Raw genomic sequence first — 12,931 nt, 5'->3', positions numbered from 1 at the left:
ATATAGATGCGAATACTCAAAGGGAAAATAGAAATACAGGATTTTTTTAATATTATATTTAACGAAGAATCAATAGCTATAGACGAAAGTGTAGTAGCAACGGTAGAAGAAAGTTTTGATTTTTTAAAAGAATTTTCTGAAAATAAAATTATTTATGGTGTAAACACTGGATTTGGGCCAATGGCTCAATACAAAATAGATGATAAGGAAAGAAATCAATTACAATATAATTTAATAAGAAGTCACGCATCGGGAACAGGAAATCCAATTCCACCAATGTATGTAAAAGCAGCTATGCTAGCCCGGTTAAATACATTATGTCTTGGCTATTCAGGAGTTCATAAATCTGTTATAGATGTTATGACCTCTTTGATTAATAAAAACATTACTCCACTTATTTATGAACATGGTGGTGTGGGCGCTAGTGGTGACTTAGTACAATTAGCACATCTTGCCTTAACTCTTATTGGTGAAGGAGAAGTATTTCATGAAGGAGAACGAAAAACTACCAAAGAAGTCTTTGAGCAAGAAAACCTAAAACCTATTACAATTGCTTTAAGAGAAGGACTAGGTTTAATGAACGGGACTTCTGTAATGACTGGTGTAGGGTTAGTAAATACTATTTATACAAGAAGATTATTAAATTGGATGATTATTGCTTCATGCGCAATTAATGAGATCGTAAAAGCATATGACGATCATCTGTCTCATGAACTAAATCATGCGAAAAAACATATTGGGCAACAGCAAATTGCCAAACAAATGCGAACACATTTAGAAAGCAGCTCTTTAATTAGAAAGAGAGAAGAATATTTGTATACCAATCAAACCGAGGTAGCTGTTTTTAAAGAAAAGGTACAAGAATATTATTCATTACGCTGTGTTCCTCAGATATTAGGTCCAGTGTTAGATACATTAAACAATGTAGAGAAAATACTTATAGAAGAAGTAAACTCTGCTAATGATAATCCTATTATAGATGTCAAGAAAAAGCACGTATATCATGGAGGGAATTTTCATGGAGATTATGTGTCTTTAGAAATGGATAAACTAAAAATAGTGGTTACTAAAATGACCATGTTAGCAGAACGCCAATTAAATTATTTATTAAACTCTAAATTAAATGAGATACTCCCTCCGTTTGTAAATTTAGCTAAACTAGGTTTAAACTTTGGTATGCAAGGAGTCCAATTTACTGCTACTTCAACCACAGCAGAAAATCAAATGTTGGCTAACCCAATGTATGTACATAGTATCCCTAATAATAACGATAATCAAGATATTGTAAGTATGGGAACCAATGCCGCTTTAATTACAAAAAAAGTCATTGAAAATGCATTTGAGGTTGTGGCGATAGAGCTCATTACAATTGTTCAAGCAATTGAATATTTAGAAGTAAAAGATCAGGTTTCTTCTAACACCAAAAAAATGTATGATGCGATACGAAACATAGTTCCTGTGTTTAAAGAAGATGTAATTATGTATCCTTATGTGAATCAAGTAAAGGATTTTATTATAAATAATGAAATGACAGAAGTATAATCAAGATAAAATAGGCTTAACTATTTTACTTTTTTTCAGATTATATTTCTATATAGTCAAGGACTAACTTTGATAAGAGGAAATAGGTTATAAATTTCATCATGATTATACTAGAGTTTTTAAAAATGAAGGTTTATTTATCCAAAAGAAACATGGATTATTAAATTATTTTATAGAGGATTTGTTAATAGAGACTAAGAACAAAATATAAAAGAAGAGGAACTGTAAAATATATGGTTTAAAAACTTAGAGTTATTTAATAAATACGATAGAGATTTCCCCAAATAAATTGAGATGATAACTACATCTAACTAAAAAAACAATACCAAGAATAAATGAAATGTGCTTTAATAACAGGTGGTTCCAGAGGGATTGGAAAAGCAATTTGTATACAACTCGCTAAAGATACTAGCTATCATATACTAATAAATTACAATAGCAATGAAGCTGCTGCGAAAGATACTCTTGCAGCAGTAGAATTAGCTGGTGGAACGGCAGAAATTATTCAATTTAATGTGACTAACTCTGATCAGGTAAAAACAAAGCTAGATTCATGGCAAGAAAATAATAAAGAGGCTATAATTGAAGTCATTGTGAATAATGCAGGAATTACAAAAGACGGACTCTTTATGTGGATGCCTCAAAATGATTGGCAAGATGTAATTAATACTTCCCTTAATGGGTTTTATAATGTTACAAATCATTTAATTCAAAAATTATTGCGAAACAGATACGGAAGGGTTGTAAATATTGCCTCTGTATCAGGAGTTAAAGGAACAGCAGGACAAACCAATTATTCTGCAGCTAAAGGAGCTATAGTAGGTGTGACAAAAGCTCTGGCACAAGAGGTAGCTAAAAGAAATGTTACAGTAAATGCTGTTGCTCCGGGTTTTATCAAAACGGATATGACCGATGAATTGGATGAAAAAGAACTTAAAAAATTAATTCCAGCTAACAGGTTTGGAGAAGCCGAAGAAGTTGCACATGTCGTATCATTTTTGATATCTAAAAAAGCATCTTATATTACTGGAGAGGTTATTAATATAAATGGTGGAATTTACTCGTAAATTAATTCTAAATATATGAGAAGAGTTGTAATCACAGGCATGGGGATATATTCTTGTATTGGTGAGAATTTAGAACAAGTAAAGACATCACTATATAATGGAACATCAGGAATTGGATTTGATGAAGAAAGAAAAGATTTTGGATATCGCTCTTGTTTAACAGGAGTCATAAAAGAGCCCGATTTAAAGAGTGCATTATCCAGAAGACAGCGTGTTAGTATAGGAGAAGAAACAGCTTATGCATATGTAGCTACATTAGAAGCTTTGAAAAATGCGAAAATAGATCAGGTTTTTCTTGATCAGAACGAAGTAGGTATATTATATGGTAATGATAGTACAGCAAAATCTGTGATTGAATCTGTAGATAAAATTAGAGAGAAAAAAGATACAACATTAGTAGGATCTGGAGCAATTTTTAAAGGAATGAATTCTACTGTTACTATGAATCTTTCTACTATTTTTAGACTTAAAGGAATAAATTTTACAATTAGTGCGGCTTGTGCTAGTGGTTCTCATGCTATAGGAATGGCGTATCAAATGATAAAAAGTGGGATGCAAGACTGTGTTATTTGTGGGGGTGCACAAGAAATAAATAAACTTGCAATGGGGAGTTTTGATGGCTTGGGAGTATTTTCTGTAAATGTAGATAACCCAAAAAAAGCTTCTCGTCCTTTCGATAAAAACCGAGATGGATTAGTGCCTAGCGGAGGTGGAGCTACATTAATCTTAGAGAGTTATGAATCTGCTATTAAAAGAGGAGCTCCAATATTAGGAGAGATTATAGGTTATGGATTTTCTTCTAATGGAGAGCATATTTCTACTCCAAATGTTGAAGGGCCTTCTAGAGCTATGAAAAAAGCTTTGGAACAAGCAAATATTGATTCTACAACTATTGATTATATAAATGCACATGCTACTTCAACACTAGTTGGAGACGCTAATGAAGCAAAAGCAATATTTGAAGTTTTTGGAGAAAATGGACCTTATGTAAGCTCTACAAAATCAATGACTGGGCATGAATGTTGGATGGCAGGAGCTAGTGAAGTCGTTTATTCTATGCTTATGATGCAGCATTCTTTTATAGCACCAAATATAAATTTGGAAAACCCTGATGAAGATGCAAATAAACTAAATTTGGTTAAGAAAACTCTAGATAAAAAAATTGATGTATTTTTGTCTAATTCTTTTGGATTTGGGGGAACGAATTCAGCATTGGTAATAAAAAAAATTAATAAATAGAATATGGATAAAAAAGTTATTATTGAAAAAATAAACGACTTTCTTATTGATGAGTTTGAAGTAGAAGAAGATGATATTTCTTCAGAAGCAAACTTAAAGGAGACTCTTGAGCTAGATAGCCTAGATTTTGTTGATCTCGTAGTAGCTGTGGAATCCAATTTTGGTGTAAAATTAATAGGTGAAGACTTTATAAATGTTATAACACTTCAAAATTTTTACGACCTTATAGAAAATAAAATAAAATCACTGTAGACAGGTATGACTACGGAATGGAAAGGGAAGTCCAGAGGTACCGTGCTTGGGTATAAAATATTTGTTTTTTTTATTAAAAAAGTAGGTTTAAATTCCGCTTATTTTATTTTATATTTTGTATCCCTATATTTTTGTTTTTTCTCTTTGTCTAGTAGTAGATCTATATATTATTATTTTAATAAAAGACTTAAATATTCTAAACTAAAAAGTATTTTTAAAATACTTCAAAGTTATTATGTTTTTGGACAAACCATTATTGATAAAGTAGCTATATCCTCTGGTCTTAGAAATAAATTCACGTATCATTTTGACGGTATAGAACTAATAAATGAAACATTAAAACAAAGAAAAGGTGGTATCTTAATTAGTGCCCATCTTGGTAATTTCGAAATAGCAGAGCATTTCTTTGGAGAATTAGAGGAAAATGCAGCAATTAATCTTCTTACTACAGACATAGAACATACTGCAATTAAAAACTATCTGGATAGCGTTGTCGAAAAATCTAACATTAAATTTATTTTTATAAAAGAAGATTTCTCACATATTTTTCATATCAATGCTGCATTAGCAAGAAATGAAATTATATGTATTACAGGAGATCGTTATTTTAAAGGATCAAAATTTTTAACACAAGATTTGTTAGGACAAGAAGCCAGATTTCCTGCTGGCCCATTTCTTTTGGCTTCGAGATTAAAAGTACCTGTGCTATTTGTATATGTAATGAAAGAGACAAATACACATTATCACCTTTATGCAAGAAAAGCAAAAGCAAAACACAGGGATGCTAAAGAACTATTAAAAGAGTATACACAAAGCGTAAAATGGATGTTAGATAAGTATCCTTTACAATGGTTTAATTATTTCGATTTTTGGAATATAAAAAAAGATACATGAAAGAGGTGTTGGTTGTTTACTATTCGCAAACAGGGCAATTGTTTGATATTGTTGGTAATATAGCTTCTGCGATGAAGGATAAAGATATAAATATAACATATCTTGAAATAGTTCCCAAGAATGCCTATAAATTTCCTTGGAAGAAAGATGCTTTTTTTGATGTTTTTCCAGAATCTTTTCTTCAGATCCCTATCCCACTTAAAGAATCAGATCCCGAAATATTTAATAAAAAATATGACTTAATTATTTTAGGATATCAAGTGTGGTACTTGAGTCCATCTATTCCTATCAATTCTTTTTTAAAATCTGAAAACGCAAAAAAGTTACTTAATAATACTCCAGTGATTACTGTTATAGGATGCAGGAACATGTGGATTCAAGCACAAGAAAAAGTTAAAAATCTTTTGATTTCCTGTAATGCAAAACTAGTTGGTAATATAGCACTGGTAGATAGACATATTAATCACATTAGTGTGCTAACTATAACGCACTGGATGTTTAAAGGTAAAAAAGATAGGTTTTTAGGTTTTTTTCCTAAACCAGGAGTTTCTGATAAAGATATAAACAATGTAGTAGTTTTTGTGCCCTCTGTAAAAGAAGCATTACGGAAAAATAACTTTATGGATTTACAAAAAAAAATAGTGAAATTAGGGGCTGTAAAAATTAAACCATTTCTAATTTTAGCAGATAAAAGAGCCAATTTGTTGTTTTCTAAATGGGCAAACCTAATATATAAAAAGGGAGAAGCAGGGAATCCAAAACGCAAAAAAGCCCTTATTTTATTTAATTATTATTTGTTATTTGCTATTTGGGTTATAGCACCAATAGTTTTTATTGTATTTTTGGTTACTTATATTTTTATGTATAAAAAAATAATCAGAGAAAAAAAATATTACTCATCTGTTGATACAAAAAATAATTAATGAAAGACGTTTACATTACTAGAACATCAAAATTTTTACCTAATGATCCCGTTGATAATGAAGAGATGGAAGAAAGATTAGGTATCGTTAATGGAAAAACATCTAAAGCTAGACGTGTTGTTTTACGTAATAATCAAATCAAAACCAGATATTATGCTCTTAATGATAAAGGGGAAATAACACACAATAATGCCCAGCTTACCAAAGAGGCAATACAACTTTTGTGTGATGAAGGTTTTACTGTTGAAAACATTCAATTATTATCTTGTGGTACTGGAAGTCCAGATCAAATATTACCATCACATGCAGCGATGGTTCATGGCTTTTTAAAAAATGGAAACTTAGAGATTAATTCGCCATCAGGAGCTTGTTGTTCAGGAATGAATGCTCTAAAATATGGTTATTTGGCAATTAAATCTGGACAAAATACTAATGCTGTTTGTACAGGGTCAGAACGAGCATCATCATGGATGAAATCTAATATTTTTGAAAATGAAATAGAACACTTAAAGAAACTAGAAGAAACACCAATTTTGGCTTTTAATAAAGATTTTTTACGTTGGATGTTATCTGATGGAGCAGGAGCATTTCTTTTAGAAGACCAACCTAATGGAGATATACCATTAAAAATTGAATGGATGGAAGGTTATTCTTATGCTGGTGAAATAGAGGCATGTATGTATGCGGGAGGAGATAAGTTAGATACTGGCTTGTTAAAATCATGGAGTGAATACCCCTCTGAACAATGGGCTCAAAAATCATTATTCGCAATAAAACAAGATGTTAAGTTATTGGCAGAAAACATTCTTGTAAAAGGTGTCGATAGTTTAAAAAAAACATTAGAAAAACACAATGTTAAACCTGAGGATATAACCTATTATTTACCGCATATTTCTTCATATTATTTTAAAGAAAACTTATACCAGGAAATGAAAAATAATGATATAGAGATTCCTTGGGAGAATTGGTTTATGAATTTAAAAAAAGTTGGTAATATCGGAGCAGCGTCAATTTATATAATGCTTGAAGAATTGGTTACTTCAGGAAACCTTAAAAAAGGGGACAAAATATTATTGTCTGTTCCTGAAAGCGCAAGATTTTCTTATACATATGCTTATTTAACAGTGTGTTAAAATGAAAATAAATTTACCTCTCACAGATATTAAACATCTAATACCTCAAAAAAAACCTTTCGAGATGGTAAGTGCTTTATTAGAATTTTCAGAAACAAGAGTAGTGTCGTCTTTAGAAATAACAGAAGAAAATATTTTCTTAAAAGATAATTTTTTTTTGGAGCCTGGGCTTATAGAAAATATGGCTCAAACGGTCGCATTACATACTGGTTATGACTATTTTATTAAAGAAGAGCCTGTTCCTATAGGTTATATAGGTTCTATAAAAAAAATTGATATTTTTTCTCTTCCAAAATTAAAGGAGACTATAATTACAAAGGCCGAAATATTACATGAGTTTATGGGGATTACTATGGTCAAAATAGAGGTGTTTAATATAAAAAAAGAAAAGATCGCTTCTGGAGAAATGAAAACCGTTATTCCCAGATAATGAATAAACTTCAAAAATTAGATATAGCTAAGTTTTTACCACACAGAGACCCTTTTTTAATGGTAGATAAGATATTGTCTATAGATAATAATCATGTATCTACCTCATTTGATATAAAATCAGACTGCATTTTTGTTAAAGATAATGTCTTTAATGAAATAGGTTTAGTAGAAAACGCAGCACAAACCTGTTCCGCAATAGTTGGTAAAAGTTATTTTGAAGAAGATGACTTAGAAGGCAATAGAACAAAACTTATTGGTTTTATTAGTGGAATAAAAAAAGTAACCATTTATAATTGTCCTTGTGCAGGAAAAACAATAATTTCTAAAGCTACTTTAAAATCCAGATACGATACAGAACAATACAGTATTTGTACATTAGAATGTAATATTTATGAAGAAGACAAAGAATTATTATCTTGTGAAATGAATTTATTTATTCAAGAAGTAAAATAGGTTTATTATGAAAGAAAACGAAGTTCCACAAGACAAGGGTAGCTTAGAATCATCTAATTTTAAGGAATTATGTTATGCTGTTAATGATAAAGGGGAATATACAACAGCAAGTAGTAGTGGGTGGACTCCAAAAACTATAGCCTTAAATAACGCTATACAAGAAATAAACGAGCGGGTGGAAGAAGCCAAAATAAGAGTTATAAATAACGAAACAAGTCCTATAGAGTATTATATGGAGCTTCATAAAATGGATATTGGTATTTTAGCAAGTTATGTGGGGCTATGGCAATGGCGTGTTAAAAGACACTTAAAACCAAAGGTGTTTTGCAAACTATCACAAAAAATGTTACAAAAATATGCTGATGTTTTTGAAATCACTATTGATCAATTAAATCGCATTGAACATGGAAATTAATTTTACACACCATCAATCTGCACACTGTGAAAACGGTGTGGTGTCTAATTTAATGAAACACAACGGATACAATGTTAGTGAGCCTATGGTTTTTGGTATTGGTTCTGGATTACTATTTTGCTATATTCCGTTTTTAAAAGTAAATCATGCTCCTGCACTTACCTATAGAGCAATGCCTGGTTTTATTTTTAAACGATTTGCCAAAAGAGTTGGAATAAAAATAAAAAGAGAAAAATTTAAATCTTCTCAGAATGCAAAGACTCGTTTAGATGAAAATCTAAATAAAAATAATCCTGTAGGACTTCAGGTAGGAGTATACAACCTAGTATATTTTCCAGACGAATATCGTTTTCATTTTAACGCTCATAATCTAGTTGTTTATGGCAAAAAAGAAGATACTTATTTAATAAGTGATCCAGTAATGGAAACCGTAACCACCTTAACAGAGAAAGAGTTAGAAAAAGTACGTTTTGCTAAAGGAGCGTTTGCTCCTAAAGGACATATGTATTACCCTATAGATTTCCCCAAAGAGTTAACCATAGAAAAAGCAATAATAAAAGGTATTAAACAAACGTGCAGAGATATGCTGGCTCCGGTCCCAGTAGTTGGGGTAAAAGGAATTCGTTTCGTTGCCAGTCTAATACGTAAATGGCCAAAAAAGAAAGGAACAAAAGTGGCTAATCATTATTTAGGACAAGTGGTTAGAATGCAAGAAGAAATAGGAACTGGAGGGGGAGGGTTTCGATATATCTATGCAGCCTTTTTACAAGAAGCAGGTAAACTTTTAAAAAATGATAAGTTAACCGAATTATCAGTCGAAATGACTTTGATAGGTGATTCATGGAGGGATTTTGCTTTGGATGCCTCTCGTATATATAAAAATAGAAGTGCTAAAGAAGATGCATATAATAATATAGCCTTACAACTAGAGACGATAGCAAATCGAGAAGAAATATTTTTTAAAAAATTAAGGAAAGCTATTTAATAAAAAAGCATGATTAGAATAGAACAATTATCTAAAAAATACAAATACGCAGATACGTATTCTTTGTCAAACTTAGATTTGTTTATTGCTGAAAAAGAAATTTTTGGATTACTTGGCCCAAATGGGGCAGGGAAAACAACTTTAATTTCGTTGCTATGTTCTTTAATTAAACCAACTTCAGGTTTGTTTACTATAGATGGTTTAACCTATAAAACTTCAAAAAATCGACTAAAACAACTAATAGGTATTGTGCCACAAGAATATGCATTATACCCATCGTTGACAGCTTTTGAAAACCTTATGTATTTTGGTAGTATGTATGGGTTAAAAGGCAAAGCGTTAAAGTCTAAAATAAATCAAACAATGGATATATTAGGATTGTCCAAGTTTGCGAATAAAAAGGTAAGTACATTTTCTGGAGGAATGAAACGACGTATTAATTTAATTGCAAGTATATTGCATGAACCCAAAGTGTTGTTTTTAGACGAACCAACTGTAGGGGTAGATGTACAATCCAAAAATGTAATTATTGAATACTTACGGATCTTAAATGAAAAAGGGACTACTATTATTTATACATCACATCATCTAAATGAGGCTGAAGATTTTTGTACCAAAGTAGCAATTATTGATCACGGAAAAATAATAACTCAAGGGCAACCAAAAGAGTTAATTTCTAATCAATCAAACGCGAATAATCTAGAAGACGTATTTTTAGCCTTAACAGGGAAAGGATTAAGAGATCATGCATAAATTATTAGCATCTACATACAAAGAGTTTTTATTAATAACCAGGGATGTTGGAGGGCTTGCTATTTTATTTATAATGCCAGTTGTACTAATCATTACAATAACAATAATTCAGGATAGTTCCTTTAAATCTATCGCAGACAATAAAATTCCTATACTTCTTGTAAATCACGATAATGGTTTGGTTTCAGAAACTATAATTAATGGTTTTGTAGAGTCTAATGCTTTTCAGGTTATTCAAAAAAATAAAGAAGAAGAAGCAAAAGATTTAGTGTTTAAGGGAGATTATCAATTAGCTATAATAATTCCCGAAAAATTATCATTAGATTTAGACAAGAAGGTTAACCAGAATGTGGAAGGCATTTTGGCTAAATTTGGATTAGAAGAGGATGTTGAGGTGGAAATTAAAGAAACAATTTTAAATAAAGAAGTCAGATTGTATTTTGACCCAGCAACTCAGCAAACTTTTAAAAGTTCTGTGAAAAATGGTATTGATAAAATGATTTCTAAAATAGAAACGCAATCTATATATAAAGCTTTTCAAGACCAAGTATCAGAAGGAGATGATACAGAAGCTATTTTTGAAACAGATAGTTTTATCAGCTTTAAAGAAATAGTTCCTAAAAAAGGAGATAAAGAAATAATCCCTAATTCTGTACAACACAATATACCTGCTTGGACACTGTTTGCTATCTTTTTTATTATTGTTCCATTATCTATAAATATAGTAAAAGAAAAAAATCAAGGAACCTTTGTTCGATTAAGAACAAATCCAGTATCCTATGCAACAGTTTTAGGCGGAAAAACAATAGTTTATTTAGTTGTTTGTCTAATCCAATTCGTTCTAATGTTACTAATAGGTATATTTTTATTTCCTAAAATGGGTTTGCCTACATTAGATGTTGCAGGAAGATTGTTTAACTTATTTATTGTAGCTTTTTTTGCAGGTTTAGCAGCAATAGGATTAGGTTTATTGTTAGGGACCATTGCCAAAACACAAGAACAGTCTGCGCCATTTGGAGCAACTTTTGTAGTTATATTAGCTGCTTTAGGAGGTGTTTGGGTACCTGTTTTTGTAATGCCAAAGTTTATGCAGACATTATCCAATATTTCACCTATGAACTGGGGTTTAAATGCCTTTTATGATGTGTTTTTACGGAATGCTAGTTTTATAGAGTTTGTTCCCGAGATAACATTACTTTTATTATTTTTTATAATAACAGTCTTAATTTCTATTATTTATAATGAAAAGAAAAATGCAGTATAAAGGTAATAAAGAAATAAGTTTTACCAGTGAGGTAAGAGTACGTTTTGTAGAGACAGACCCTTTAGGGATTGTCTGGCATGGCAATTATATTCAGTATTTCGAAGATGGAAGAGAAGCTTTTGGCAGACATCATGGTATTTCTTATTTAGATCAAAAAAAGTTTGGCTATGCTACACCTATTGTAAAATCCAGCACAGAGCATAAATTACCTTTGCGATATGGGGATATTGCTACTATAAAAACAATTTATGTAGATAGTCCTGCTGCAAAAATGATTTTTAGATACGAAATATATAATCAAGACCAAAAATTAGTTTGTACAGGAAAAACCATACAAGTATTTGTGGGGGATGTAGGAAATGGAGACTTGTCACTAACAATACCTCCTTTCTTTATAAAATGGAAACAAAAAGAAGGCCTTATAAATATAGATGAATAAGATTTATGCTTCATATAATAATATAATATCATCACTAGGGTTCGATAGTGAGATTGTTGTGCAAAATATTCAGGATAAAAACTCTGGGCTACAACTTATAGAAGATAAAGCCATTTTGTCTCAGCCATTTTATTCTTCAATAATAAATAGTAAAGATTTATATGCAAATTTTAAGACGTTAGGCATTGAAGGAGATTTTACTCGCTTAGAGCATATGATGATTTCTTCTTTAAGCAAAGTGATAGGGGAGGCTAAAATACCTATAAACAATAGAGTAGGGTTGATAATTTCAACAACAAAAGGAAATGTTGATGTTTTAGATAAAAACAGTAGGTTTTCAAAAGAACGAGCTTATTTAAGTGTTTTAGGACGAGTAATAAAAGAAGCATTAGGTTTTAAAAAAGAAGCTATTGTTGTTTCTAATGCATGTGTGTCTGGAGTTCTATCTATTGCAATTGCAAAACGTTATATTAATCAAGGTGTATATGATAATGTCTTTATTGTTAGCGGAGATATTGTAACAGAATTTATAATAACAGGATTTAATTCGTTTCAAGCATTAAGTAATGAACCATGTAAGCCTTATGATAAAAACCGATCAGGAGTAAATATAGGAGAAGTTGCTGCGAGTATTTTAGTTACTAAAGATACAAATGCTTTATCAAAAGAAGCCGTTGTTGTTTTGGGAGAAGGCTCTAGTAATGATGCAAATCATATTTCTGGTCCTTCCCGAACCGGAGAAGGGTTGTGCCGAAGTGTGAAGTCAGCCATTAAAGAAAGTAATATTACTTTTAATGATATAGATTACATTTCAGCACATGGTACGGCGACATTGTTTAATGATGAGACAGAAGCAATTGCATTTAATCGGTTAGGATTAAATAAAGTGCCTTTAAATAGTTTGAAAGGCTATTTTGGACACACATTAGGAGCTTCAGGGTTGGTTGAGACTATTGTCGGGATGCATTCGCTGCAAAATAACACCTTGTATACCTCATTAGGATTTAGTGAATTAGGAGTGTCGAAACCTTTGAATATTATCACAGAAACAACATCAAGAAAATTAGATACTTTTCTAAAAACTGCTTCAGGTTTTGGGGGTTGTAATACAGCAGTACTATTTCAAAAAGTAAAATAATT

The 12,931-nt window shown here is 31.0% G+C and carries 15 protein-coding genes; all 15 read left to right on the top strand.

Features of this window, described 5'->3' with window-relative positions:
- The first annotated feature begins 6 nt into the window (after positions 1 to 6).
- The 15 genes from flxA to H527_RS0109550 all read left to right on the top strand — a co-directional run bounded on the left by flxA (position 7) and on the right by H527_RS0109550 (position 12,929).
- Positions 7 to 1,542 carry a flexirubin biosynthesis tyrosine ammonia-lyase FlxA gene (gene flxA, locus H527_RS0109620; protein ID WP_027412520.1) on the top strand — a complete coding sequence of 512 codons (1,536 nt, stop codon included), beginning with the start codon at positions 7 to 9 and terminating at the stop codon, positions 1,540 to 1,542.
- A 335-nt stretch (positions 1,543 to 1,877) separates the two neighbouring features.
- Complete coding sequence (gene flxB, locus H527_RS0109615; RefSeq protein ID WP_027412519.1) at positions 1,878 to 2,609, top strand: flexirubin biosynthesis SDR family reductase FlxB; 732 nt, start codon at positions 1,878 to 1,880, stop codon at positions 2,607 to 2,609.
- A gap of 15 nt (positions 2,610 to 2,624) precedes the next feature.
- Positions 2,625 to 3,848: a beta-ketoacyl-[acyl-carrier-protein] synthase family protein gene (locus H527_RS0109610; protein ID WP_035087760.1), complete on the top strand. Its 1,224-nt coding sequence runs from the start codon at positions 2,625 to 2,627 to the stop codon at positions 3,846 to 3,848.
- Positions 3,849 to 3,851: 3 nt separating this feature from the next.
- Positions 3,852 to 4,100 (top strand): phosphopantetheine-binding protein, encoded by a 249-nt coding sequence (locus tag H527_RS0109605; protein ID WP_027412517.1) that lies wholly within the window; start codon positions 3,852 to 3,854, stop codon positions 4,098 to 4,100.
- Positions 4,101 to 4,106: 6 nt separating this feature from the next.
- Positions 4,107 to 4,994, top strand: a complete 888-nt coding sequence (locus H527_RS0109600) for a lysophospholipid acyltransferase family protein (RefSeq protein WP_027412516.1) — start codon at positions 4,107 to 4,109, stop codon at positions 4,992 to 4,994.
- A complete protein-coding gene (locus tag H527_RS0109595) occupies positions 4,991 to 5,917 on the top strand; it encodes an NADPH-dependent FMN reductase family protein (protein ID WP_027412515.1) in 927 nt (308 codons plus the stop codon). The genes H527_RS0109600 and H527_RS0109595 overlap by 4 nt, the downstream gene beginning before the upstream one ends.
- Positions 5,917 to 7,050 carry a dialkylresorcinol biosynthesis protein DarB gene (gene darB / locus H527_RS0109590; protein ID WP_027412514.1) on the top strand — a complete coding sequence of 378 codons (1,134 nt, stop codon included), beginning with the start codon at positions 5,917 to 5,919 and terminating at the stop codon, positions 7,048 to 7,050. The genes H527_RS0109595 and darB overlap by 1 nt, the downstream gene beginning before the upstream one ends.
- 1 nt (position 7,051) lies before the next feature.
- On the top strand, positions 7,052 to 7,480 hold the full coding sequence (locus H527_RS0109585; protein WP_027412513.1) for a hotdog family protein: 429 nt from the start codon (positions 7,052 to 7,054) through the stop codon (positions 7,478 to 7,480).
- Positions 7,480 to 7,935 carry a hotdog family protein gene (locus H527_RS0109580; protein ID WP_027412512.1) on the top strand — a complete coding sequence of 152 codons (456 nt, stop codon included), beginning with the start codon at positions 7,480 to 7,482 and terminating at the stop codon, positions 7,933 to 7,935. The genes H527_RS0109585 and H527_RS0109580 overlap by 1 nt, the downstream gene beginning before the upstream one ends.
- Positions 7,936 to 7,942: 7 nt before the next feature.
- Entirely contained in the window at positions 7,943 to 8,350 is a 408-nt protein-coding gene (gene DarG / locus H527_RS0109575) for a flexirubin biosynthesis protein DarG (protein ID WP_027412511.1), read from the top strand.
- Positions 8,340 to 9,335 (top strand): BtrH-related acyltransferase DarH, encoded by a 996-nt coding sequence (gene darH / locus H527_RS0109570; RefSeq protein ID WP_027412510.1) that lies wholly within the window; start codon positions 8,340 to 8,342, stop codon positions 9,333 to 9,335. The genes DarG and darH overlap by 11 nt, the downstream gene beginning before the upstream one ends.
- A gap of 9 nt (positions 9,336 to 9,344) precedes the next feature.
- The gene (locus H527_RS0109565; RefSeq protein WP_027412509.1) at positions 9,345 to 10,088 is read left to right on the top strand and encodes an ABC transporter ATP-binding protein; all 744 of its coding nucleotides are present in this window, start codon (positions 9,345 to 9,347) and stop codon (positions 10,086 to 10,088) included.
- Positions 10,081 to 11,352, top strand: coding sequence for an ABC transporter permease (locus H527_RS0109560; RefSeq protein WP_027412508.1), 1,272 nt, complete (start codon positions 10,081 to 10,083; stop codon positions 11,350 to 11,352). Before H527_RS0109565 ends, H527_RS0109560 begins: the two co-directional genes overlap by 8 nt.
- Positions 11,342 to 11,791, top strand: coding sequence for an acyl-CoA thioesterase (locus H527_RS0109555; protein WP_323054123.1), 450 nt, complete (start codon positions 11,342 to 11,344; stop codon positions 11,789 to 11,791). Before H527_RS0109560 ends, H527_RS0109555 begins: the two co-directional genes overlap by 11 nt.
- Complete coding sequence (locus H527_RS0109550; RefSeq protein WP_027412506.1) at positions 11,784 to 12,929, top strand: beta-ketoacyl synthase N-terminal-like domain-containing protein; 1,146 nt, start codon at positions 11,784 to 11,786, stop codon at positions 12,927 to 12,929. Before H527_RS0109555 ends, H527_RS0109550 begins: the two co-directional genes overlap by 8 nt.
- The last annotated feature ends 2 nt before the right edge of the window (positions 12,930 to 12,931 follow it).

Source organism: Aquimarina muelleri DSM 19832, from assembly GCF_000430665.1.
Taxonomy (GTDB): domain Bacteria; phylum Bacteroidota; class Bacteroidia; order Flavobacteriales; family Flavobacteriaceae; genus Aquimarina; species Aquimarina muelleri.
This window is presented reverse-complemented; position numbering and strand designations above follow the sequence as displayed.

Excerpts from the sequence above, each read along its gene's own strand:
- flxA (WP_027412520.1), top strand. The coding sequence starts at position 7 with ATGCGAATACTCAAAGGGAAAATAGAAATACAGGATTTTTTTAATATT.
- flxB (WP_027412519.1), top strand. The coding sequence starts at position 1,878 with ATGAAATGTGCTTTAATAACAGGTGGTTCCAGAGGGATTGGAAAAGCA.
- H527_RS0109610 (WP_035087760.1), top strand. The coding sequence starts at position 2,625 with ATGAGAAGAGTTGTAATCACAGGCATGGGGATATATTCTTGTATTGGT.
- H527_RS0109605 (WP_027412517.1), top strand. The coding sequence starts at position 3,852 with ATGGATAAAAAAGTTATTATTGAAAAAATAAACGACTTTCTTATTGAT.
- H527_RS0109600 (WP_027412516.1), top strand. The coding sequence starts at position 4,107 with ATGACTACGGAATGGAAAGGGAAGTCCAGAGGTACCGTGCTTGGGTAT.
- H527_RS0109595 (WP_027412515.1), top strand. The coding sequence starts at position 4,991 with ATGAAAGAGGTGTTGGTTGTTTACTATTCGCAAACAGGGCAATTGTTT.
- darB (WP_027412514.1), top strand. The coding sequence starts at position 5,917 with ATGAAAGACGTTTACATTACTAGAACATCAAAATTTTTACCTAATGAT.
- H527_RS0109585 (WP_027412513.1), top strand. The coding sequence starts at position 7,052 with ATGAAAATAAATTTACCTCTCACAGATATTAAACATCTAATACCTCAA.
- H527_RS0109580 (WP_027412512.1), top strand. The coding sequence starts at position 7,480 with ATGAATAAACTTCAAAAATTAGATATAGCTAAGTTTTTACCACACAGA.
- DarG (WP_027412511.1), top strand. The coding sequence starts at position 7,943 with ATGAAAGAAAACGAAGTTCCACAAGACAAGGGTAGCTTAGAATCATCT.
- darH (WP_027412510.1), top strand. The coding sequence starts at position 8,340 with ATGGAAATTAATTTTACACACCATCAATCTGCACACTGTGAAAACGGT.
- H527_RS0109565 (WP_027412509.1), top strand. The coding sequence starts at position 9,345 with ATGATTAGAATAGAACAATTATCTAAAAAATACAAATACGCAGATACG.
- H527_RS0109560 (WP_027412508.1), top strand. The coding sequence starts at position 10,081 with ATGCATAAATTATTAGCATCTACATACAAAGAGTTTTTATTAATAACC.
- H527_RS0109555 (WP_323054123.1), top strand. The coding sequence starts at position 11,342 with ATGCAGTATAAAGGTAATAAAGAAATAAGTTTTACCAGTGAGGTAAGA.
- H527_RS0109550 (WP_027412506.1), top strand. The coding sequence starts at position 11,784 with ATGAATAAGATTTATGCTTCATATAATAATATAATATCATCACTAGGG.